Source organism: Amycolatopsis sp. PSD-21, from assembly GCF_055561455.1.
Genome location: NZ_CM145712.1, coordinates 7,522,458 through 7,541,069 on the forward strand (window position 1 = coordinate 7,522,458; position 18,612 = coordinate 7,541,069).

Here is an 18,612-nt window from a genome sequence, read left to right on the forward strand (position 1 = left end):
CGGCGTCTTTCCCTTCAAGGTCGCGTGAGTGGTTCGGTTTCGTAAGCCCGGTGCAGCGCCGCGACGAACGACGGCGCTTCCGGCACCCGCGTCGCGCCGATCCGGCGGACCGCGATCCCCGGCGTCCACGAGTTCATGACCACCGCGCCCGCGAGCCCCGGCGATTCGGCGAGCGTGACCTCCTGGACCCGTTGCGGCACACCGAGCGCCCCCAGCCGCCGCTGGACGACGCCCATCGTGGTCCCCGCCAGCAGGTCGGCGTCCGGCCACACCACCGTATCGCCGTCCCAGAAGGCGAGGTTCCAGATCGTCGCCTCGCTCAGCCTGCCCCGGCGGTCGACGAACGCCGCGTCGTCGAAACCTTCGCTGATAGCCCGCCGCCGGTAGTACGTCTTCGCCATCTCGCCGGTGTGCTTGAAGGCGGGAAGGGCGCGCTCGTGTTCCACGGCCGTCAGCGCCAGCGGCCCCGCCGGACCGGACGCCGGCGGCCGGGTGCGCACCAGGACTTCGAGGTCACCCGGCAGGTGGACCGTCACGGTCAGGGAGACGTCCGCCGGACCGGATTTCAGTGCCTCGCGCATATACGAACGGATCCGGTCGTCGGGCAGGGCGTCGCCGAACAGCTCCAGCGAGGCGGTGCGGAGCCGGTCCAGGTGCAGGTCGAGACCGCGCACCTGGCCGTCCCGCACCTGCATGGCCGTGAAATGCGCGAAACCGGCGAAGGCGAGCGGCGCCAGCTCTTCGGCGGTCGCCGTCCGGCCGTTCAGCTGCGCGACATGAGGACTCATGCCCGCACCGTAATCCGGTTGCGGGCGCCGTGTCCCGGCGGCAGGATCCCGCGGGTGTCCGCATCGCGTACCGAGCTGTCGCGCTGGCAGTTCGATCTGACCTGGTCGTTGTTCGATTACCACCTCGCCGATCTCGAACCGGCGGACTTCCGCTGGGAGCCCTCGGCCCTGTGCTGGACGATCCGGCCGGACGGCACCCCCGACTGGGCCGACACCGAACCCGACCCGATCCCGGTCCCCACGATCGCCTGGCTCACCTGGCATATCGGCTGGTGGTGGAGTGTCGCGCTGGATCACGCGAACGGACGTGCTCCGCGCGAGCGCGAGGAGATCACCTGGCCCGGCGAAGATTCCACCATCGAGTGGCTGCGCGGTCTTCGCGAGGAATGGCTGGCGGTGCTGGATCGGTCGACCGACACCGACCTGGACGCGCCTTCCGCCTATCCATGGGGCGAGGACGCCGGGCTGACCCTCGCCCACACCGTCGCCTGGGTGAACTCCGAACTGATGAAGAACGTGGCCGAGATCGGGCAGCTCAGGTTGCTGCGGCGCAGCTCGGTGTGACGCCGGGGATGGACTTCAGCTCGCCGAGAAGCATCGAACTGACGGCGACCGGATAGTCGTCGAGCGCGTACAACGTCCCGCCGAGTTCGACGCGGACCGGGGTTTTTCCCTTGTGCGCCAGCAAAGCCCGCTTCAGTTCGAGGACCGCGTCCTCGGTCAGCCGCTCGGCGGTCGCGTGCAGCGTCAGCGGCGGCTCCCCGTCGCCCGCCGCGGAGAGATCGAGTGGCACGAGACCGCCGCCGAACACCGACATCTTGTCCTCCCGCCAGTTCACCCGGCCGCTGACGCGGACGGCGCCGTCCTCGGCGAGATCCGCCGCGAACAGCGCGTACGCCTTGGGAAAGAACAGCACTTCGACCGCGGCGTCCAGATCCTCGATGGTGCAGATCGCCCACGGCTCGCCCTTCTTGTTCACCCGCCGCTCCAGTGACGTGACGATCCCGGCGACGACCAGTTCACCCTCGCGCGGCGGGTTGTCGAGGATCGCCGCGATCGGCCGGGGCGCGTGCGCCCGCAGGACGTGTTCGGCGCCGTCGAGCGGATGCGCGGACACATACAGCCCGAGCATTTCCCGTTCGTGCGCGAGCAGTTCCTTGCGGGGCCACTCCTCGACACCGAGCTTGAGGTGCGCGAGCGGCGAGGTGCCGTCGTCGCTCTCCTCACCCGGCCCGAAGAGGTCGAACTGGCCCATCGCCTGCTTGCGCTTCAGCGGCACCACGGCGTCCACCGCGTCCTCGTGCACTCGCTGGATCGAAAGCCGCGTATGCCCGAGCGAATCGAACGCCCCCGCCTTCGCCAGGGATTCGATGACACGTTTGTTGCAGGCCACCAGTTCCGACTTGCCGAGGAAGTCGGTGAACGACGCGTACTTCCCCTTCTCCTGCCGGGTCTTGATGATCGCGTCGACGACGTTCGCGCCGACGTTGCGCACCGCGCCCAGCCCGAACCGGATCGCGTCCCCCACCGCGGAGAACCGGAGCCCGGATTCGTTGACGTCCGGCGGCAGCACCTTGATCCCCAGCCGACGGCATTCCGAGAGGTAGACCGCCGACTTGTCCTTGTTGTCCCCCACCGAAGTCAGCAGGCCCGCCATGTACTCGGCCGGGTAATTCGCCTTCAGATACGCGGTCCAGTAGCCGACCAGGCCGTAGCCGGCGGCGTGGGACTTGTTGAACGCGTAGCCGGCGAACGGCAGGATCGCGTCCCACAGGGCCTGCACGGCCTCGCGCGAGAAGCCGTTGGCGACCATGCCGTCGCGGAAACCCTCGAACTCCTTCTCCAGTACCTCTTTCTTCTTCTTGCCCATCGCCTTGCGCAGCACGTCGGCGCGCCCCATGGAGTAGCCCGCGACGTCCCGCGCGATCCGCATGATCTGTTCCTGGTACACGATCAGGCCGTGCGTCTCGGCCAGGATCTCGCGCAGCGGCACGGCGAGCTCGGGATGGATCGACTCGATCGGCTGCCTGCCGTTCTTGCGGTCCGCGTAGTTGTTGTGCGTGTTCATCGCGATAGGGCCCGGCCGGTACAACGCGTTCACCGCGATGATGTCGCCGAATCCGGTCGGCCTCAGCCTGCGCAGCAGATCCCGCATCGCGCCGCCGTCGAGCTGGAAGACACCGAGGCTGTCGCCGCGGGCGAGCAGTTCGTAGGTCGCCGGGTCCTCGACGCCGAGGGTGTCGAGATCGATCTCCTCGCCGCGGTTGGCCTTGATGTTGTCGAGCGCGTCACCGATGACGGTGAGGTTCCGCAGGCCTAGGAAGTCCATCTTCAGCAGGCCGATGGCCTCGCACGACGGGTAGTCCCACCCGGTGATGACCGCGCCGTCGTCCCGGCGCCACAACGGGATCGCGTCGAGCAGCGGTTCACTCGACATGATGACGGCGCAGGCGTGCACCCCCGCGTTACGGATCAGGCCTTCGAGCCCGCGCGCGGTCTCGAAGATCTTGGCCGCCTCGCCGTCGCCTTCCAGCAGCGCGCGGACTTCCGCCGCTTCGGCGTACCGCTCGTGGTCCGGCTCGACGATCCCGGCGAGCGGGATGTCCTTCGCCGCGACCGGCGGCGGGAGCGCTTTCGAGATCCGTTCCGCGATCGCGTACCCGCTCTGTCCATAGTGGACGCGTGCGGCGTCCTTGATGGCCGCCTTCGTCTTGATGGTGCCGAAGGTGATCACCTGGGCGACGTGCTCGGTGCCGTACTTTTCGGTGGCGTAACGGATCATCTCGCCGCGGCGCCGGTCGTCGAAGTCCATGTCGATGTCCGGCATGGAGACCCGCTCCGGATTGAGGAACCGTTCGAAGAGCAGCCCGAGGTCGATCGGGTCAAGATTGGTGATGCCGAGCGCGTACGCCACGAGCGAGCCCGCCGCCGAGCCGCGGCCCGGCCCGACTCGGATGCCGACGCGGCGGGCGTGGTTCATCAGGTCGGCGGTGATCAGGAAGTACGCCGGGAAACCCTTTTCGGCGATCACGCCGATCTCGAAGTCGGCGCGGGCGAGGTACGCCTCGGGAACACCGTCCGGCAGTCGGCGGCGGAGCCCGGCCGCGACCTCCTCGCGCAGCCAGGACTCCTCGTCGTGTCCGTCGGGGACCTCGAAGACCGGCATGCGATCGACGTGCCGGTAGACGTCGTCGTACGGCTCGATCCGTTCGGCGATGAGCAGCGTGGAGTCCGCCGCGCCAGGGACCTCCGTGTCCCAGTACTCCCGCATCTCCTCCGCGGACTTGAGGTAGTAGCCGTCCCCGTCGAACTTGAACCGGCCGGGATCGTCGAGGGTCTTGCCGGACTGGACGCACAGCAGCGCCGAATGCGCGGCGGCCTTGTCCCGCGTGACGTAATGCGAATCGTTGGTGGCCAAGGGTTTCAGCCCGAGTCTGCGGCCGATGTCCAGCAACCCGTCCCGCACGGACCGTTCGATCGGGAGCCCGTGGTCCATCAGTTCGAGGAAGAAGTCGTCCGCGCCGAAGATGTCGCGGTAGTCCGACGCCGCCTGGATCGCCTCGCCGGGCTGCCCGAGCCGGAGCCTGGTCTGCACCTCGCCCGACGGGCATCCGGTGGTGGCGATGACGCCTTCGTGGTGCCGGGCGAGAAGTTCACGGTCCATTCGGGGTTTGCGGTAGTAACCCTCCAGGCTGGCCAGCGAAGACAGCTTGAACAGGTTCCGCAACCCGGTGGCGTTCTCCGCCAGCATGGTCATATGCGTGTAGGCGCCACCACCGGAGACGTCGCCGCCGTCACCGCGCCGTCCCCAGGTCACCGGCTTCTTGTGGAAACGGGACTCCGGTGCGAGGTAGGCCTCGATGCCGATCACCGGTTTGAGCCCCGCTTGGACGGACTGCCGGTAGAACTCGTCCGCGCCGTACATGTTCCCGTGGTCGGTCATGCCCACCGCGGGCATGCCGAGCCGCTGGGCCTCCGCGAACAGGGGCGCGATCTTGGCCGCGCCGTCGAGCATCGAGTACTCGGTATGAACGTGCAGGTGCACGAAGGAGTCCACCGGCCACTCCCCACGGTTGTACGATTCCGGTCCGACGCGGCGATTGGACCGTTGCCGTGCCGCTGTTGTCCAACAAGCGACACGCGACCGTCGACAACCAGAAGTTGTAGGGAGACACAGTGGAGCTGGATCTGGGCGCGGTGCGCGCGTTCGTCGCGGTGGCCGACGACCGGTACTTCAGCGAGGCGGCGATCCGGCTGGAGATCAGCCAGCAGGCGATCTCCAAACGCGTCGCGAAGCTGGAGTCGGATCTCGGCGTGCGGCTGCTGTCACGGACCCGCGGCGGGGCCGAGCCGACCGAAGACGGCGAGGAGTTCCTCACTCACGCCCGTGCGCTGATCAGCCTCGCGGACCAGGCCGTCGAACGCCTCCACGGCAGGCGGCGGGCGCTGCGCGTCGACGTCCTCGGCACGCGGCTGGCGACCATGGAGGTCGTCCGGGCCTTCCACGCCGAACACGACGACGAACTGGAGATCGTCACGCCCGGGCTGGGCGCGGTGCGCCGGTCCCTGCTGCCGGATTCCGTCGATGCCGCCTTCGCCCGCGTCAGCACCGTGCCGTCCCCGGGGATCGGCCGCACGCCCGCCTATCTGGAGCCGGCGAACCTGCTGGTCGGACGGCGGCATCCGCTCGCACGGCGGCGCCGGGTCGCGATGGCGGAACTCGACGGCCTGACGGCGTGGATGCCCTACAACGCGCGGGCCAGCGAATGGGCGGAATTCTGGCAGGAACTGTGCCCGGAGTTCGGCATCCTGGTCGATACCGACGGCCCGAACTTCGGGCTCGAACACCACATCGACGTGCTGAGCGAGTCGACGGACCGGCTGGGTTTCGTCGGCGCGAAGATGCACGTGCCGTGGCATCCGGACGTCGTCCAGATCCCGCTCGTCGACCCGACGCCGGTGTATCCGTTCTCCCTGCTGTGGCGGCTGGAGAACCGGCATCCGACGCTGCGACTGCTGATCGAGCACGTCCGCTCCGCGTACCGGCCGTTCGATGCGGAGCGGCAGTGGCTCCCGGTGTCGGACCGGGAGGCGATGAGCGCGGTCGGCGACTGTCCTTTGTGGCCGGACAAAGCACCGTCTTGACGGGCCACGGATCGGGATCTACTCTTCTCCCTTCAGACAGGCACAGACGAAGAGCCACTGTCAGCGGTCTTCGTCGTGTCTGTTTTTTTGTGTCGGATCGCTGACAGCCAGCGCAGAAAGTTGGCGGTCCATGAGTTCATCGACGCTCAGCCCGACAGGCTCGATCTCGAACGTTTCCCAGGTAGCCGCGCTGATCAACAGCCTTTCGAGGTTGCCGCGCAAGGCCAATCTGCTGTGGTACCTCGTGCTGGGCGGCCTGTTCCTGGACGCCTACTCCAACGCCGCGCTCGGCGCCGGCCTGTCGCCGATGATCAAGGAACTCGGCCTCAGCTCCACCCAGGTCGGCGTGCTGACCGCGACCGCGCCCGCGGTCGCCATCCTGTTCAACCCGATCGGCGGCTGGCTGGCCGCCCGCGTCGGGCGCGTCAAACCGCTCATCGCCGCCAAGGCGATCGCGGCGATCGGCGCCGTGCTGACGGCGACGGCGGGCGGCTTCGGCGAGGTGTGGTTCGGCCGCGGCCTGGTCGGTGTCGCCTACGGCATCGACTTCGCGGTCGCGATGGCCATGCTCGCCGAGTACACCCCCGCGAAACTGCGCGGACGGCTCAACCTCTGGCAGTCCGTCTGGTACGTCGCCACCACTGTGAACCTGGGGCTGACTCTGGTGTTCTTCCACCTCGACGCCGGGGTGGGGATCTGGCGGTGGTCGGTCGGCTCGGCCGGTGTCTTCGCGATCGTGCTGCTGGTCCTGCAGGTGACGTTCCTCGTCGAGAGCCCGTCGTGGCTCGCGGCCAAGGGCAGGCTCGCCGAGGCCGCGGTCAGCCTCCGCCGGATCTACGGTTTCCAGGTGACCCCCGGAGCGAGCAGCGGGCCGGATCCCGCCACGGAACAGAAGATCGGGTTCCGGCACGCGGGCGTGCTGTTCCGCAAGCCGTATCTGCCGCGGACCTTCCTGTCCACGGCGATCTCGCTGACGCAGTCGATGCAGTACTTCGCCGTCGGGTGGTACCTGCCGGTGATCAGCCTGGCGATCTTCGGGCAGGCGTTCCAGACCGCGACCCTCGGTTCGATGATCTTCAACATCGCCGGGATCATCGGCGGCGCGCTGTCGGCGTACGTCGGCAGGAAGATCGGGCTCCGGACGAGTTCCGCCATCGGTTACGCCTTCGCGTTCGCCATCCTGCTGGTGATGGGGCTGGGCTTCGGGAAGCTGCCCATCGCCGTCGGCTTCCTGCTCCCGTTCCTGTTCATCTTCTTCCACTCGGCGGGCCCGGGCGCGAACGGCAAGTCGATCGCGGCGCTGTCCTACCGCAGCGACATCCGCACGCTCGGCACCGGGGTGACCGGGATGCTCGGCAGCTTCGGCAGTGTCATCGGGTTGTACGTGTTCCCGCAGATCAAGGAGGCGATGGGCCTCGGGCCGACGATCGCCCTGCTCGCGGTGGTGCCGTTCCTCGGCCTGGTCTCGTGCCTGATCGTCCGCTGGGACCCCACCCGCAGCGGGATTGACCCCGACGACGAGACGATCGACCTCAAGCTCGGGAGCGCCTGATGCGGCGCGGGATCCTGGCCGTCGACGAGGGTTCCACCGGCACGAGGGCGGCCGTCGTCGGCGAGGACGGCCGGTGCGGGCCTTCCTTCTACACCTCCATCGACGTGAGCCACCCCGAACCGGCGCAGGTCGAACAGGACGCCATGCAGCTGCTGGACCGGACCCTCGACGTCGCCCGTCAAGCGGTGGCGTGGGCGGCCGGGAACGGCGTCGAGATCGAGGGCATGTCGATCTGCACCCAGCGGGCGACGGCCGTCCTGTGGGACCGGGAGACCGGTCGTCCGCTGGCCCCCGCCGTGGTGTGGCAGGACAGTCGTTACGCCGCGGAGCTGGCGCAGCTCGCTCCGGAGTGGGACCGGTACCTGTGGCCGGCGACCGGGCGTCCGGTGGGGACTCGCGCACCGTTCCTGTGGGCGGCGCGGCAACTCGAGCGGCTCGACGTCCCTGCGGAGCGGGTGCTGTTCGGTTCCGTCGACACGTGGCTGGTGTGGCATCTCAGCGGTCGCGAGCGGTTCACGATCTCGGCGACCAACGCCGTCGCGTTCGGCGGATATCGGTTGCGTGAGCACGCGTGGGACCAGGAATGGTTGGCAGCACTCGGTTTTCCCGCCGAGCTGGCACCGCCGCCCCAGGACGACGACGGCGATTACGGCTACACGGACCCGGAACTGCTCGGCATCCGTGTGCCGATCGCGGCGGTCATGGGCGATCAGCACGCCTCGCTGATCGCGCTCGGCGCGCTGTCGCCGGGCCAGGGCACCTGCGTCCACGGCACCGGCACGTTCGTCGGCGCGCTGGCCGGTGACGAACCGCCCGAGGCGGTGGGCGGACTCGACGGCGTGCTGTGCCTGGTCGCCTGGCGTAGCCGCGGCCACAGCCGGTTCAGCCTGGAGGCCTACACCTCGACCACCGGCTCCGCCCTGCGCTGGCTCACCGAGGATCTCGGCCTGTTCACCTCGGCGGCCGAGATCAGCGCGCTGGCCGCGACCCAGCCGAGTGGCGAGGCGACCTGGTTCGTGCCGACGCTCGCCGGGCTGCGCACGCCGGTGCTGCGGCCCGAAGCGCGCGGTGTGCTGGCCGGGCTGAGCCTGGCGACCACCCGGGAAGTCCTGGCACGCGCGGTGATCGACGGGATCGCCCACGCGGTGAGTGACACCGTCGACGCGTTGCGGACGACTATGGACCGTCCGATGACGCATCTGCGGGTGGGCGGCGGTCTGGCGGCGAGCGACGCGCTGCTCCAGAGCCAGGCCGATTTCACCGGGCTCGCCATCGAGCGGGTGGCGGATTCGGCGACCGCCAGCCTGCGCGGCGCCGCCTATCTCGCCGGCACGCGGCTCGGGCTGTGGCCGTCGCTGGCCGACGCCGTGGCCCACCGGCCCCCGGAGCGGATCTTCGAACCCGGCCTCGCCGAAACCGACCGGCTGAAGCTGCGGGCGCGCTGGCAAGACGTGCTCGCCGTTTCGCTGTCGTGACTACCCCTTGTTCTGATCGGAAAGGCTTCTCGATGTTCACACTGCCGTCCCGGCGGCCCAACGCCGTCGTCGCGGGAGCGACCCCCTCGGCGCCACTGCGGCTGGACCGTCGCACCGCGCTGACCGGACTCGACACCGGAGAGTTCGACCTGCTCGTGATCGGCGGCGGGATCACCGGCGCCTACACCGCGCTGGACGCCGTCTCCCGCGGCCTGTCGGTCGCGCTGGTCGAACGGGACGACTTCGCCTCGGGGACGTCGTCCAAATCGTCCAAGATGGTGCACGGCGGGCTGCGCTACATCGAGCAGGGCAACCTCGATCTGGTCCGGCATTCCCTGCTGGAGCGCCAGCGGTTCCGCCGCAACGCCCCGCATCTGGTGCAGCGCCTGCCCTTCCTGTTCCCCATCCTGGCGAAGGACGGCGTTTTCGACGCCAGGATCGCCCGTGCCTTCGAGAGTCTCTTGTGGACATACGACCTCGCGGGCGGCTGGCGGATCGGCAAGCTGCATCAGCGGCTCACGGTCGACGAGGTGCTGGCGCACGCCCCCACCCTGCGCGCGGACCATCTGCGCGGCGGGCTGATGTACTACGACAGCCGCGCCGACGACGCCCGGCTGACCCTCGCGATCGTGCGCAGCGCGGCCAGGCTCGGCGCGGTCGTCGTCAACGGCGCCGGGGTGACCGGTCTCCGCACCGCCGGCGGACGGGTGACCGGTGCGACGGTCGAAGCCGACGGCGAGCGGATCGACGTCCGGGCCCGCGTGGTCGTCAACGCGACCGGGGTGTGGGCGGACAGCGTCGACGGCATGGCGTCCGCGGGACACCGGCCTCAGGTGCGCCCGGCGAAGGGGGTCCACATCGTGCTGCCGTGGTCGAAGATCCGCAACGACTGCACGGTGACCGTCCCGATCCCGGGCCGGGCGAGGCGGGCGACGTGCACCCGCTGGGGTGATGTGGTCGTCGTCGGCACCACCGACACGGACTACGACGGCCCGACCGACGACGTGCACTGCACCCGCGACGAGATGGAGTTCCTGCTCGAAGGCGCCACGATCGCCTTCGACACCAAGCTCGGCCCCGAAGACGTGCTGGGCAGTTACGCGGGTCTGCGGCCGCTCGTCGGCGGTTCCGAGGGCACCACGCTCGACATGCGGCGCGATCATCACATCACCGTCGCCTCGGGCATGGTCACCGTGACCGGCGGCAAGCTCACCACGAGCAGGCATATGGGTGAGCTCGTAGTCGACAAGGCGCTCGGCCTGCTGGGCCGGAAAGCCCGCTGCCGCACCAAGAACCTGCCTCTGCTCGGCGGCGCCGGATACGACGCCGAGGCCACCGCGGCGACCGGCGGGATCGCCGCGCATCTCGGCGGCCGCTACGGCACCGAAGCCCGTTTCGTGAGCGAGCTCGTCGACGAGGACCCGGCGCTCGGCGAGTCGCTCGTCCCCGGCCAGCCGCATCTCAAGGCCGAGGTCGTGTTCGCGGCAAGGTCGGAAATGGCGCGTTCGGTGGACGACGTGCTGTCCCGGCGCACCCGGCTGCGGTTGTTCGCCAGGGACGCCTCCGCCGAGGCCGCTCCGCTCGTGGGCGAACTACTCGGCGCCGAACTCGGGCTGTCGCAGGAAACCGTGGCCGCGCAAGTGGAGGACTATCGGGCGGACGTCGCCCGGGAGAAGTCGATTCTGTTGGGAGACAACGCATGATCAGCAGCCAGGCCATCGACCACCCGTTCAACCGGGGCAAGTACGTGGTCGGCGCGCCGACGCCGCCGCGCTGGGGCGACCGTACCCCGCCCGGCCAAGGCGCGGCCTCGTTGCAGACGACCACCGTCGCCGTACCCGCCGCGCTGACCGAGTCGCTGCGGGGTGTCGCGGACGCGGTGCACACCGACCACGACGAGGTCGTGCTGCGCACCCGTGACTGGTGGGCAGGCTCGATGATCGGCGAGACCGCGGGAAACCCCGCGACCCCGGACGCGGTGATCGCCGAAGTGAGCACGGTCGAGCAGGTCCAGGCCGTGGTCCGGCTGTGCGGTGAGCACGGGGTGCCGCTGACCGTGTCCGCCGGGCGCAGCAACGTCACCGGCGCGGCGCTCCCGGTCTTCGGCGGGGTGGTGCTGGACGTCTGCGGGCTGAACCGGATCCTGTCCTTCGACGCGGACTCCCAGATCGTCGACGTGCAGGCCGGGATGTTCGGCGACCTGTTCGAAACCGAGCTGCAGAAGACGCACGGTGCCACCACGGGCCACTGGCCTTCCGCCTTCGCACTGTCCACTGTGGGCGGTTGGGTGGCCTGCCGCGGCGCGGGCCAGCTCTCCACCCGTTACGGGAAGATCGAGGACATGGTGGTCGGCCTCGACGTCGTGCTGGCCGACGGCACGCTCGCCCGGTTCGGTGACTACCCGCGCGCCGCCACCGGCCCCGACCTGCGCCAGTTGTTCGTCGGTTCGGAGGGCACGCTCGGCGTGATCACCTCCGTGCGGCTGCGCACCCATCCGCTGCCCGGCTACGCCAAGGCCGTCGCCTACGGTTTCGAAACCTTCGCCGAGGGCCTGGAGGCGTGCCGTCTGATCATGCAGCGTGGCGCGACCCCGGCCGCGATGCGGCTCTACGACAAGCTGGAGAGCGGAACGCATTTCGGCCTGCCGGACACCAATCTGCTGCTGATCGCCGACGAAGGCGACCCGGTGCTGGTCGACGCGATGCTCCAGGTGAGTTCTGAGGTCTGCGCGGCGACCGGGTCCGAACTGGACGGTGAGGCCCTCTTCGAGCGCTGGCTGGACGAGCGGATGCTGGTCGGCAAGTCGGCCGACGGGTTCACCCCCGGCCCGGGTTTCGTCGCCGACACCCTCGAGATGGCCGGCCCGTGGTCGGCGCTGCCCGCGATCTACGACGAGGTCGTGGCCGCGATCAAGGCCGTTCCCGGCACCTTGGCCGCGTCCGCGCACCAGTCCCACGCCTACACCGACGGCGCCTGCCTGTACTTCTCGCTGCGCGGCGACGTGGAGCCGGAGAAGCGGCGGCACTGGTACCGCTCGGCGTGGGACGCGGCCAATGCCGTGCTCGTGCGCCACGGGGCCGCGCTGAGCCACCACCACGGTTCCGGTCTGCTTCGCGGGCCGTATCTCGCGGACACGCTCGGCACGGGCTTCGACACCTTCGTCGCCGTGAAGCGGACCCTCGATCCGCAGGGCCTGCTCAACCCGGGCAAACTCGGGCTGCCCAGTGACTTCGGGCCGAACCCCCTTGACTCCACGAGCTGATCGACCACTGTGGACCGTATGAACGAGAGGATCACGGCGGCGTTCGCGGACGTCCCGGTATGCGCGTCGGTGGTCGGCACCGCCAAGGTGGGCGACTTCGCGAACTCGGCGTCCCGCGTCGGCATCCTCGCGGCGGTCCCGGTCGGGCAGCTGGCCAAGATCGTGCCCGTGCTGACAGGACTCGAGAAGGTCCTCTTCGTCAACATCGATTCCTGTCCCGGTCTCGCCACCGATCGCGGCGGCGTGGACTTCCTTCAGGAGATCGGGGCGACCGGGGTGGTCAGCACCCGGGTCGCCCCGATCGAACGGGCGCGCACGTTGTCGATGCTCACGATGCACAAGGTGTTCGTCACCGACCGGTCGAATCTGAACCGCAGCCTGGAAGCGGTGAAACGCAGCCGCCCCGACCTGGTGGAGCTCATGCCCGCGCCGATCATCCCCTGGATGTCGGCGCAAGCCCGCGAAGTCATGTCCCCCTTCGTAGCGGCCGGCTTCGTCACCGACCGGTCCGGGGTGGCGCATTCCCTCGCGATGGGCGCACTGGGCGCCGCGTCGTCCGATTCGGGGCTGTGGTCGTTGACCCGGTCCCAGCTGAGCGCAGGAGAAAAATGAGTTTCGTCGTGGTGGCCCGGTACGTGACCGCGCACCGGGGCCGCGTCCTCGAACTACTGGAGCCGATGGCCGCCGCCTCACGGCGTGAGCCCGGATGTCTCAGTTACACCGTCCACTCCGGAACCGAGGACGGAGTGGTGGTGATCGTCGAGGAGTACGAGTCCGAACAGGACTTCACCGCACACTGCGAGTCGGAGCACTTCCGGCGGATCGTGCTCGGCGAGGTCGTGCCGCTGCTGTCCGAACGCCAGGTCACCACCTGTGTCCCCGCCGGGAGCGAACGGTGATGCGGGTCCGGGGCGCGGTCCTCCGTGAAGTCGGCCGCCCGCTGAAGATCGAGACGATGACGCTGGAGCCGCCCGGGCCCGGTGAGCTGCTCGTCCGGGTGCGGGCCGCCGGTCTGTGCCACTCGGATCTGTCGGTGATCGACGGCTCGCGGCCCCGGCCGCTGCCGATGGTCCTCGGACACGAGGCCGCGGGCGAGGTGGTCGAGGCCGGGAAGGGCACCGGCTTCACGGCGGGGCAGCATGTCGTGTTGTCGTTCGTGCCCTCCTGCGGCGATTGCCGCCCCTGTCTCACCGGACGGCCCGCCCTGTGCGGTCCGGCGGCCGAGTCGAACCGCAACGGCACCCTGCTCGGCGGCGGTACCCGCTGGTCTTCCCCCGACGACCGGCCGGGGCATCACCTCGGCGTCTCCGCGTTCGCCGAGCACATCGTCGTCTCGGCGCGTTCGGTGGTCGCTGTCGACGACACACTGCCGTTCGACGTCGCGGCCCTCTTCGGCTGCGCGGTGCTCACCGGCGCCGGCGCCGTCTTCAACGCGACCGACGTACGGCCGGGAGACAGCGTCGCCGTGTTCGGTCTCGGTGGAGTCGGCCTCGCCGCGCTCCTCGCCGCTAAGGCCGCCGGCGCGGCGACACTGGTGGCCGTGGACCTCGTGGCCGAAAAGCGCGAACTGGCACTGTCCCTCGGCGCCACCCACGCACTCGAGGGCGACGTCGAGGTGATCAAGGAACTCACCGACGGCGGTGTCGACCACGCCGTCGACACGACCGGCGTGGTCGCCGCCCTGCATCAGGCGTACCGGGCCACCCGACCGGGCGGCACCACGGTCACCGTCGGCCTCCCCCACCCCTCCGCCGAGCTCGCGCTGCCAGCGCAAAGCCTGGTGGCCGAGGAGAAGACGCTGCGCGGGAGCTACCTCGGCTCGTGCGTCCCCCGGCGCGACATCCCCCGGTTCATCGCCCTGTACCGGGCCGGGCTGCTGCCCGTCGAGGCGCTGCTGACGCACCGGATCGGGTTGGAGGAGATCAACACGGGATTCGACCGGCTTCGGCGGGGCGCCGCGGTGCGGCAGGTCGTCACCTTCGCTTGATCAGGGTTCGGGGGCGATGTGCCTTCGCATCTCCTTGGCGACACCGCGCACGACTGTCCACAAGAGACACTTTTCGAACCATGGGCACCGTTTCGGGCGATTTGCGCATTTCCGCGAAGGGTGCTGATCGCTCTATCGAGGGGAAGGCAAACGTGCCCGGTGGGGCGGGGGTCCGCTCGTGACCCGTCGGCGTCCGTGTTGCGAAAGCCACTTTCCCAACCTTCAACGTTGCGAAAGTGGCTTTCGCAACACGCCCCGCTCACCTCTCCACGGTTCCAGCCTCAACCGACGATGTCGATCTCGAAGTCCACGTTCGAGCGCACGGACGGGCTGGCCGGAATGGTCCTGCGTTCCGTGAGTTCCGTCGCCGCCTTCCGTGTCGGAGCGGCGCCGCTGGTCAAGTGGGCGTTCGTGTAGCACTCGTTCAGGTCGACACCACTCGCGTGGATACCGGGGATGCGCCCGGCGTCCGAGTACTGGTGCACGTCGTAGTGGCCCGCCGCGGCGTCCGGTTCGGCGCCGTAGCGCGCGATCCAGATGACGAGGTCCCGGACGCCGAACCGGTCGGGACGCAGCATCTTGGCGAGTGAGTTGCTCAGGTAGATACCGGGTAGCGGCTGCAGGTTACAGCCTGACGGGTGAACGAGTGGGGCAAAAGGCCTTAGCGTCCGATAGCCGACACGTCCGATTCGCCCTTTCGGGGCGCCCCTCCATGGCTGACGCGGCTCACGCATACCCGTACTGTGACGACATGGCGTCTCGAAGCCCCCTTCGTTGGCTGACCCGGTGGGCCGACTGGTTCGAAGAGCGCGGCGTCTACGTTCCCGGCGAGGAAAGCCGGGCGGTCGATCCGATGCGCGATTTCGGCTGGCTGATCGTGGCCTGGGTGTCCGGTCTGGCGATCTTCATCCTGTTCTTCGCCTTCGCCGTCTGACCCCTGGCGCTGTGCCACCGAGGTGACGACTGTCACTAGTCGTGTCCTTCCGATCACGGATCGGCCACGGCTGTACACCAGGTGCGCCTCAACCCGGCCTCGCCGCTCCTCTCGGCTGCGGAAGACCGTCAGTCTGGACTCTTCGGCACTAATACCTACCTCGAACGGCCCACCCGCACCGCCGACTGGAGTAACCCCACATGGCGCCCCCGCGCACCCCGAAGCTCTTGATCGCCGCCTGCTCGTTGCTGCTGGCGACCGCGTGCGGGGTTCCGGCACCGGAAAAAGGGGCCGCCGTGCTCGGCGCGGACGCTCCGGCGCAGGGCCTGGCCGCGACGCACGCGGAAGGCGACCTCGCCTTCGGTGCCCCGCACCGGTTCAAGACCGGGGTCACGATCTCCGTGTCGGCGCCGAAATCGTTCCGGCCCAGCACGTCGGCGTACCCGCAGAGCCCGCGCGCGGTGGCCTTCGCCATCGAGGTGACGAACGCGGGCGACGGCACCTACCGGCTCTCCGGCCTGTCCGTGACGGGCGAGGTCGACGGAGAGGCTTCAGCGGTCAAACAGGTCGTCGACCCGGTGCAGGGCTACAACGGCATCGCGGACGCGGGCAAGGACGTGGCGCCCGGCCGGTCGGTCCAGCTGAACCTCGCCTTCGCCGTTCCGGACAGGCCGGTGAACCTGCGCCTTCAGGTGCGGCCGAGCCCTGCGGAGCCGGTCGCCGCGAAGTACTGCGGAAAGGTCTGACGCCGCCGATTCGCTACCGTGTGCGTCATGACCGAGCAGCGACTTTCCCCCGGCGACAAAGCGCCCGACTTCACCCTCCCCGACAGTGAGGGCAACGACGTCAAGCTCAGCGACTTCCGCGGCAAGTCGGTCGTCGTGTACTTCTACCCGAACGCCGGCACGCCGGGCTGCACGAAGCAGGCCTGCGACTTCCGGGACAGCCTCGCGCAGCTCAACGACGCCGGCTACCAGGTGCTCGGCATCTCGCCCGACAAGCCCGCGAAGCTCGCGAAGTTCGTCGAGGCGGAGGGGCTGACCTTCCCGCTGCTGTCCGACACCGAGAAGACCGTCCTCAAGGCGTACAGCGCCTTCGGCGAGAAGAAGAACTACGGCAAGGTCTACGAAGGCGTCATCCGCTCGACGTTCGTCGTCGACCCCGAGGGCAAGATCGCCGTGGCGCAGTACAACGTGCGCGCCACCGGCCACGTCGCGAAGCTGCTGCGGGACCTCTCCCTGGCGTGAGCCTCGTGAGTGGCGTTTCGGGTTAGAACCCGAAACGCCACTCACGACCAGCTCAGCCGGCCAGCTTCCGCAGCTCCCCCACCAGCGCCCGCAACGCCTTCCCCCGGTGCGAAGCTTCGTCCTTTTCGGACGGTTCCAGCTCCGCCGAGGTCCGCGTCTCCCCTTCGGGCACGAAGATCGGGTCGTACCCGAATCCGTTGGTACCACGGCGTTCCCGGATCAGCGAGCCGCGCCATTCCCCGCGCACCACGGTTTCCTCGCCACCGGGGACCACCAGCGCGGCCGCGCAGACGAAAGCCGCGCCCATGCGCTCGTCGGGGGTGTCGGACAGCTGCGCCAGCACGAGATCCAGGTTCGCCTCGTCGTCGCCGTGCTTTCCCGACCAGCGCGCCGAAAGCACGCCCGGCATGCCGTTGAGCGCGTCGACGGCGATGCCGGAGTCGTCGGCGATGGCCGGGAGACCGGTCGCGGCGGCCGCGTCCTGGGCCTTCGCGAGCGCGTTGCCTTCGAAGTCCGGAGCGGTCTCGGGCGCTTCGGGGAACTCGGGGACGTCGGCAAGGCCAATGACCTCGACACCCTCGATCCCTTCGGCGACCAGGATGCGCCGGAGCTCGCCGAGCTTCTTCGCGTTGCGGGTGGCGAGGAGCAGCTTGGTCACTTCGCGCCCTTCTTCTTGTCCGGACGCGGCTCGGGCAGTTCGCCGGGATACGGCAACGCGAGCGCCTCGGTCTGCAAACGGGTCAGTTCCTCGCAGCCCGCGAGCGCCATGTCCAGCATGGTGTCCAAAGTGGAGCGGGCGAAGGTGGCGCCCTCGCCGGTGCCCTGCACCTCGATCAGGGTGCCCGCGTCGGTGGCGACGACGTTCATGTCGACCTCCGCGCGCGAGTCCTCCTCGTAGGGCAGGTCGAGGCGCACCCGGCCGTCGACGACGCCGACGCTCACCGCGGCCACCGAAGACGAAAGCGGCTGCGGGTCGGCGAGGCGGCCCGCGGCGCCGAGCCAGGTGACGGCGTCGGCGAGCGCGACGTAACCGCCGGTCACCGCGGCCGTGCGGGTGCCGCCGTCGGCCTGGATGACGTCGCAGTCGATGACGATCGTGTTCTCCCCCAGCGCCGCCAGGTCGATGCAGGCGCGCAGGGACCGGCCGATCAGCCGGGAGATCTCGTGGGTGCGGCCGCCGACGCGGCCCTTGATGGATTCGCGGTCGCTGCGGGTGTTGGTCGCCGACGGCAGCATCGCGTACTCGGCGGTGACCCAGCCGAGGCCGGAACCGGCCCGCCAGCGGGGAACGCCTTCGGTGACGCTCGCCGCGCACAGCACCCGGGTGTCGCCGAATTCGATCAACACCGAGCCCGCGGGCCACCGCTGGAAACCGCGGGTGATCTTGATGTCGCGAAGCTGGTCGTCGTTCCTGCCGTCTTTTCTCGCCACGGCCGCCACTCTAGAACCCCGCGTCAGAGGTCGTAGACGGCGCCCTGCTCGACCAGCTCGGCCGCGGGGAACGCGACGGCCGCCTCGGCGAGGACCGCGTCGCGGTCGGTCCAGGGCGCGACATGGGTGAGCAGCAGCCGCCCGACCCCGGCCTTGCGTCCCAGCTCCCCCGCCTCCTTGCCGGACAGGTGGACGCCGGCGGGCCGGTCGGGCGAGTCGGTCCACGACGCTTCGGACAGCAGGACGTCGGCACCGCCCGCGAGATCGGTCAGGTTGTCGCAGACGCCGGTGTCCCCGGTGTAGGCGAGGGTCTTGCCGCCGTACGCGAACCGCAGGCCGAACGCCGGGGTCGGATGGTCGACCGGGACCGCGGTGACCTCGAACGGCCCGATCTTCATAGGCTCGCACCGCAGCGTTTCGAAGGCGAAGACGTCCGTGAGATCGGTGGTCGCCCGCTCGTCCTCGTTCGCCGCGTACGCGTAGGTGAGCCGCTCGCGCACGTCCGACGGCCCGTACACCGGCAGCCGCCGCGGCCTCGCCGGGTACGGCAGCGCGGGGTGGTAGCGCCGCAGCACGGTGAGCGCGCTGACGTCGGCGCAGTGGTCGGGGTGCAGATGCGAAAGGATCAGCGCGTCCAGGTCGAACGGGTCGCGCAGCGACTGCAGTCTGGCGAGCGTCCCGTTGCCGAGCTCGAGCCCCAGGACGAACCCGTCCGCCTCGATCAGGTAGCCGGACGCGGCGGCGTTGGGCCCGGGGATGCTGCCGGAGCAGCCGAGGATCGTGAGACGCAC

General features: G+C 69.6%; 18 protein-coding genes. 12 read left to right on the forward strand and 6 right to left on the reverse strand.

Going from position 1 to position 18,612, the window contains the following annotated elements; translation table 11 throughout:
* Positions 1 to 14: 14 nt before the first annotated feature.
* Positions 15 to 788, reverse strand: a complete 774-nt coding sequence (locus tag ACZ1DY_RS35255; RefSeq protein WP_465482280.1) for an aminotransferase class IV family protein — start codon at positions 786 to 788, stop codon at positions 15 to 17.
* A 54-nt stretch (positions 789 to 842) separates the two neighbouring features.
* On the opposite strand from ACZ1DY_RS35255, the gene ACZ1DY_RS35260 reads away from it, so the two are divergent.
* A complete protein-coding gene (locus ACZ1DY_RS35260; RefSeq protein WP_465482281.1) occupies positions 843 to 1,352 on the forward strand; it encodes a DinB family protein in 510 nt (169 codons plus the stop codon).
* Here the strand turns inward: ACZ1DY_RS35260 and dnaE are convergent.
* Positions 1,324 to 4,845 carry a DNA polymerase III subunit alpha gene (gene dnaE, locus ACZ1DY_RS35265; RefSeq protein ID WP_465482282.1) on the reverse strand — a complete coding sequence of 1,174 codons (3,522 nt, stop codon included), beginning with the start codon at positions 4,843 to 4,845 and terminating at the stop codon, positions 1,324 to 1,326. The genes ACZ1DY_RS35260 and dnaE overlap by 29 nt on opposite strands.
* A 119-nt stretch (positions 4,846 to 4,964) precedes the next feature.
* Between dnaE and ACZ1DY_RS35270 the strand changes: the two genes are divergently transcribed.
* The 8 genes from ACZ1DY_RS35270 to ACZ1DY_RS35305 all read left to right on the forward strand — a co-directional run bounded on the left by ACZ1DY_RS35270 (position 4,965) and on the right by ACZ1DY_RS35305 (position 14,209).
* Positions 4,965 to 5,933: a LysR family transcriptional regulator gene (locus ACZ1DY_RS35270; RefSeq protein WP_465482283.1), complete on the forward strand. Its 969-nt coding sequence runs from the start codon at positions 4,965 to 4,967 to the stop codon at positions 5,931 to 5,933.
* Between the two features lie 130 nt (positions 5,934 to 6,063).
* On the forward strand, positions 6,064 to 7,485 hold the full coding sequence (locus ACZ1DY_RS35275) for an MFS transporter (protein WP_465482284.1): 1,422 nt from the start codon (positions 6,064 to 6,066) through the stop codon (positions 7,483 to 7,485).
* Complete coding sequence (locus ACZ1DY_RS35280) at positions 7,485 to 8,960, forward strand: FGGY family carbohydrate kinase (protein WP_457960324.1); 1,476 nt, start codon at positions 7,485 to 7,487, stop codon at positions 8,958 to 8,960. The genes ACZ1DY_RS35275 and ACZ1DY_RS35280 overlap by 1 nt, the downstream gene beginning before the upstream one ends.
* Positions 8,961 to 8,992: 32 nt before the next feature.
* A complete protein-coding gene (locus ACZ1DY_RS35285; protein WP_465482285.1) occupies positions 8,993 to 10,663 on the forward strand; it encodes a glycerol-3-phosphate dehydrogenase/oxidase in 1,671 nt (556 codons plus the stop codon).
* On the forward strand, positions 10,660 to 12,222 hold the full coding sequence (locus ACZ1DY_RS35290) for an FAD-binding oxidoreductase (protein WP_465482286.1): 1,563 nt from the start codon (positions 10,660 to 10,662) through the stop codon (positions 12,220 to 12,222). Before ACZ1DY_RS35285 ends, ACZ1DY_RS35290 begins: the two co-directional genes overlap by 4 nt.
* A gap of 18 nt (positions 12,223 to 12,240) precedes the next feature.
* A complete protein-coding gene (locus tag ACZ1DY_RS35295) occupies positions 12,241 to 12,834 on the forward strand; it encodes a glycerol-3-phosphate responsive antiterminator (RefSeq protein ID WP_125785062.1) in 594 nt (197 codons plus the stop codon).
* Positions 12,831 to 13,121, forward strand: a complete 291-nt coding sequence (locus ACZ1DY_RS35300) for a putative quinol monooxygenase (protein WP_465482287.1) — start codon at positions 12,831 to 12,833, stop codon at positions 13,119 to 13,121. The genes ACZ1DY_RS35295 and ACZ1DY_RS35300 overlap by 4 nt, the downstream gene beginning before the upstream one ends.
* Positions 13,121 to 14,209, forward strand: coding sequence for a zinc-binding dehydrogenase (locus ACZ1DY_RS35305; protein ID WP_465485747.1), 1,089 nt, complete (start codon positions 13,121 to 13,123; stop codon positions 14,207 to 14,209). Before ACZ1DY_RS35300 ends, ACZ1DY_RS35305 begins: the two co-directional genes overlap by 1 nt.
* 281 nt (positions 14,210 to 14,490) lie before the next feature.
* Here the strand turns inward: ACZ1DY_RS35305 and ACZ1DY_RS35310 are convergent, their stop codons facing one another.
* Positions 14,491 to 14,787, reverse strand: coding sequence for a hypothetical protein (locus ACZ1DY_RS35310; RefSeq protein ID WP_465482288.1), 297 nt, complete (start codon positions 14,785 to 14,787; stop codon positions 14,491 to 14,493).
* A 173-nt stretch (positions 14,788 to 14,960) separates the two neighbouring features.
* Here ACZ1DY_RS35310 and ACZ1DY_RS35315 point away from each other — a divergent pair, with 173 nt between their 5' ends.
* From ACZ1DY_RS35315 to bcp, 3 genes are all read left to right on the forward strand, one after another.
* On the forward strand, positions 14,961 to 15,143 hold the full coding sequence (locus ACZ1DY_RS35315) for a hypothetical protein (RefSeq protein ID WP_126732713.1): 183 nt from the start codon (positions 14,961 to 14,963) through the stop codon (positions 15,141 to 15,143).
* A gap of 200 nt (positions 15,144 to 15,343) precedes the next feature.
* Positions 15,344 to 15,889 (forward strand): hypothetical protein, encoded by a 546-nt coding sequence (locus ACZ1DY_RS35320; protein ID WP_257484631.1) that lies wholly within the window; start codon positions 15,344 to 15,346, stop codon positions 15,887 to 15,889.
* Between the two features lie 27 nt (positions 15,890 to 15,916).
* Positions 15,917 to 16,390, forward strand: coding sequence for a thioredoxin-dependent thiol peroxidase (gene bcp, locus ACZ1DY_RS35325; RefSeq protein ID WP_126732711.1), 474 nt, complete (start codon positions 15,917 to 15,919; stop codon positions 16,388 to 16,390).
* Positions 16,391 to 16,442: 52 nt separating this feature from the next.
* Here bcp and rdgB read toward each other — a convergent pair whose 3' ends face one another.
* Genes rdgB through ACZ1DY_RS35340 form a run of 3 tightly spaced genes read right to left on the reverse strand, consistent with a single transcriptional unit; the run spans position 16,443 to position 18,612 of the window.
* Positions 16,443 to 17,048, reverse strand: coding sequence for an RdgB/HAM1 family non-canonical purine NTP pyrophosphatase (gene rdgB / locus ACZ1DY_RS35330; protein ID WP_257484630.1), 606 nt, complete (start codon positions 17,046 to 17,048; stop codon positions 16,443 to 16,445).
* On the reverse strand, positions 17,045 to 17,821 hold the full coding sequence (gene rph, locus ACZ1DY_RS35335; protein ID WP_126732709.1) for a ribonuclease PH: 777 nt from the start codon (positions 17,819 to 17,821) through the stop codon (positions 17,045 to 17,047). The genes rdgB and rph overlap by 4 nt, the downstream gene beginning before the upstream one ends.
* 23 nt (positions 17,822 to 17,844) lie before the next feature.
* Positions 17,845 to 18,612: an MBL fold metallo-hydrolase gene (locus tag ACZ1DY_RS35340; protein WP_465482289.1), complete on the reverse strand. Its 768-nt coding sequence runs from the start codon at positions 18,610 to 18,612 to the stop codon at positions 17,845 to 17,847.

Bases quoted from the DNA above. Each gene is read 5' to 3' on its own strand.
- ACZ1DY_RS35255 (WP_465482280.1), bottom strand. From the start codon at position 788: ATGAGTCCTCATGTCGCGCAGCTGAACGGCCGGACGGCGACCGCCGAA.
- ACZ1DY_RS35275 (WP_465482284.1), top strand. From the start codon at position 6,064: ATGAGTTCATCGACGCTCAGCCCGACAGGCTCGATCTCGAACGTTTCC.
- ACZ1DY_RS35280 (WP_457960324.1), top strand. From the start codon at position 7,485: ATGCGGCGCGGGATCCTGGCCGTCGACGAGGGTTCCACCGGCACGAGG.
- ACZ1DY_RS35285 (WP_465482285.1), top strand. From the start codon at position 8,993: ATGTTCACACTGCCGTCCCGGCGGCCCAACGCCGTCGTCGCGGGAGCG.
- ACZ1DY_RS35290 (WP_465482286.1), top strand. From the start codon at position 10,660: ATGATCAGCAGCCAGGCCATCGACCACCCGTTCAACCGGGGCAAGTAC.
- ACZ1DY_RS35295 (WP_125785062.1), top strand. From the start codon at position 12,241: ATGAACGAGAGGATCACGGCGGCGTTCGCGGACGTCCCGGTATGCGCG.
- ACZ1DY_RS35300 (WP_465482287.1), top strand. From the start codon at position 12,831: ATGAGTTTCGTCGTGGTGGCCCGGTACGTGACCGCGCACCGGGGCCGC.
- ACZ1DY_RS35305 (WP_465485747.1), top strand. From the start codon at position 13,121: ATGCGGGTCCGGGGCGCGGTCCTCCGTGAAGTCGGCCGCCCGCTGAAG.
- ACZ1DY_RS35310 (WP_465482288.1), bottom strand. From the start codon at position 14,787: ATGCTGCGTCCCGACCGGTTCGGCGTCCGGGACCTCGTCATCTGGATC.
- ACZ1DY_RS35315 (WP_126732713.1), top strand. From the start codon at position 14,961: ATGGCGTCTCGAAGCCCCCTTCGTTGGCTGACCCGGTGGGCCGACTGG.
- ACZ1DY_RS35320 (WP_257484631.1), top strand. From the start codon at position 15,344: ATGGCGCCCCCGCGCACCCCGAAGCTCTTGATCGCCGCCTGCTCGTTG.
- bcp (WP_126732711.1), top strand. From the start codon at position 15,917: ATGACCGAGCAGCGACTTTCCCCCGGCGACAAAGCGCCCGACTTCACC.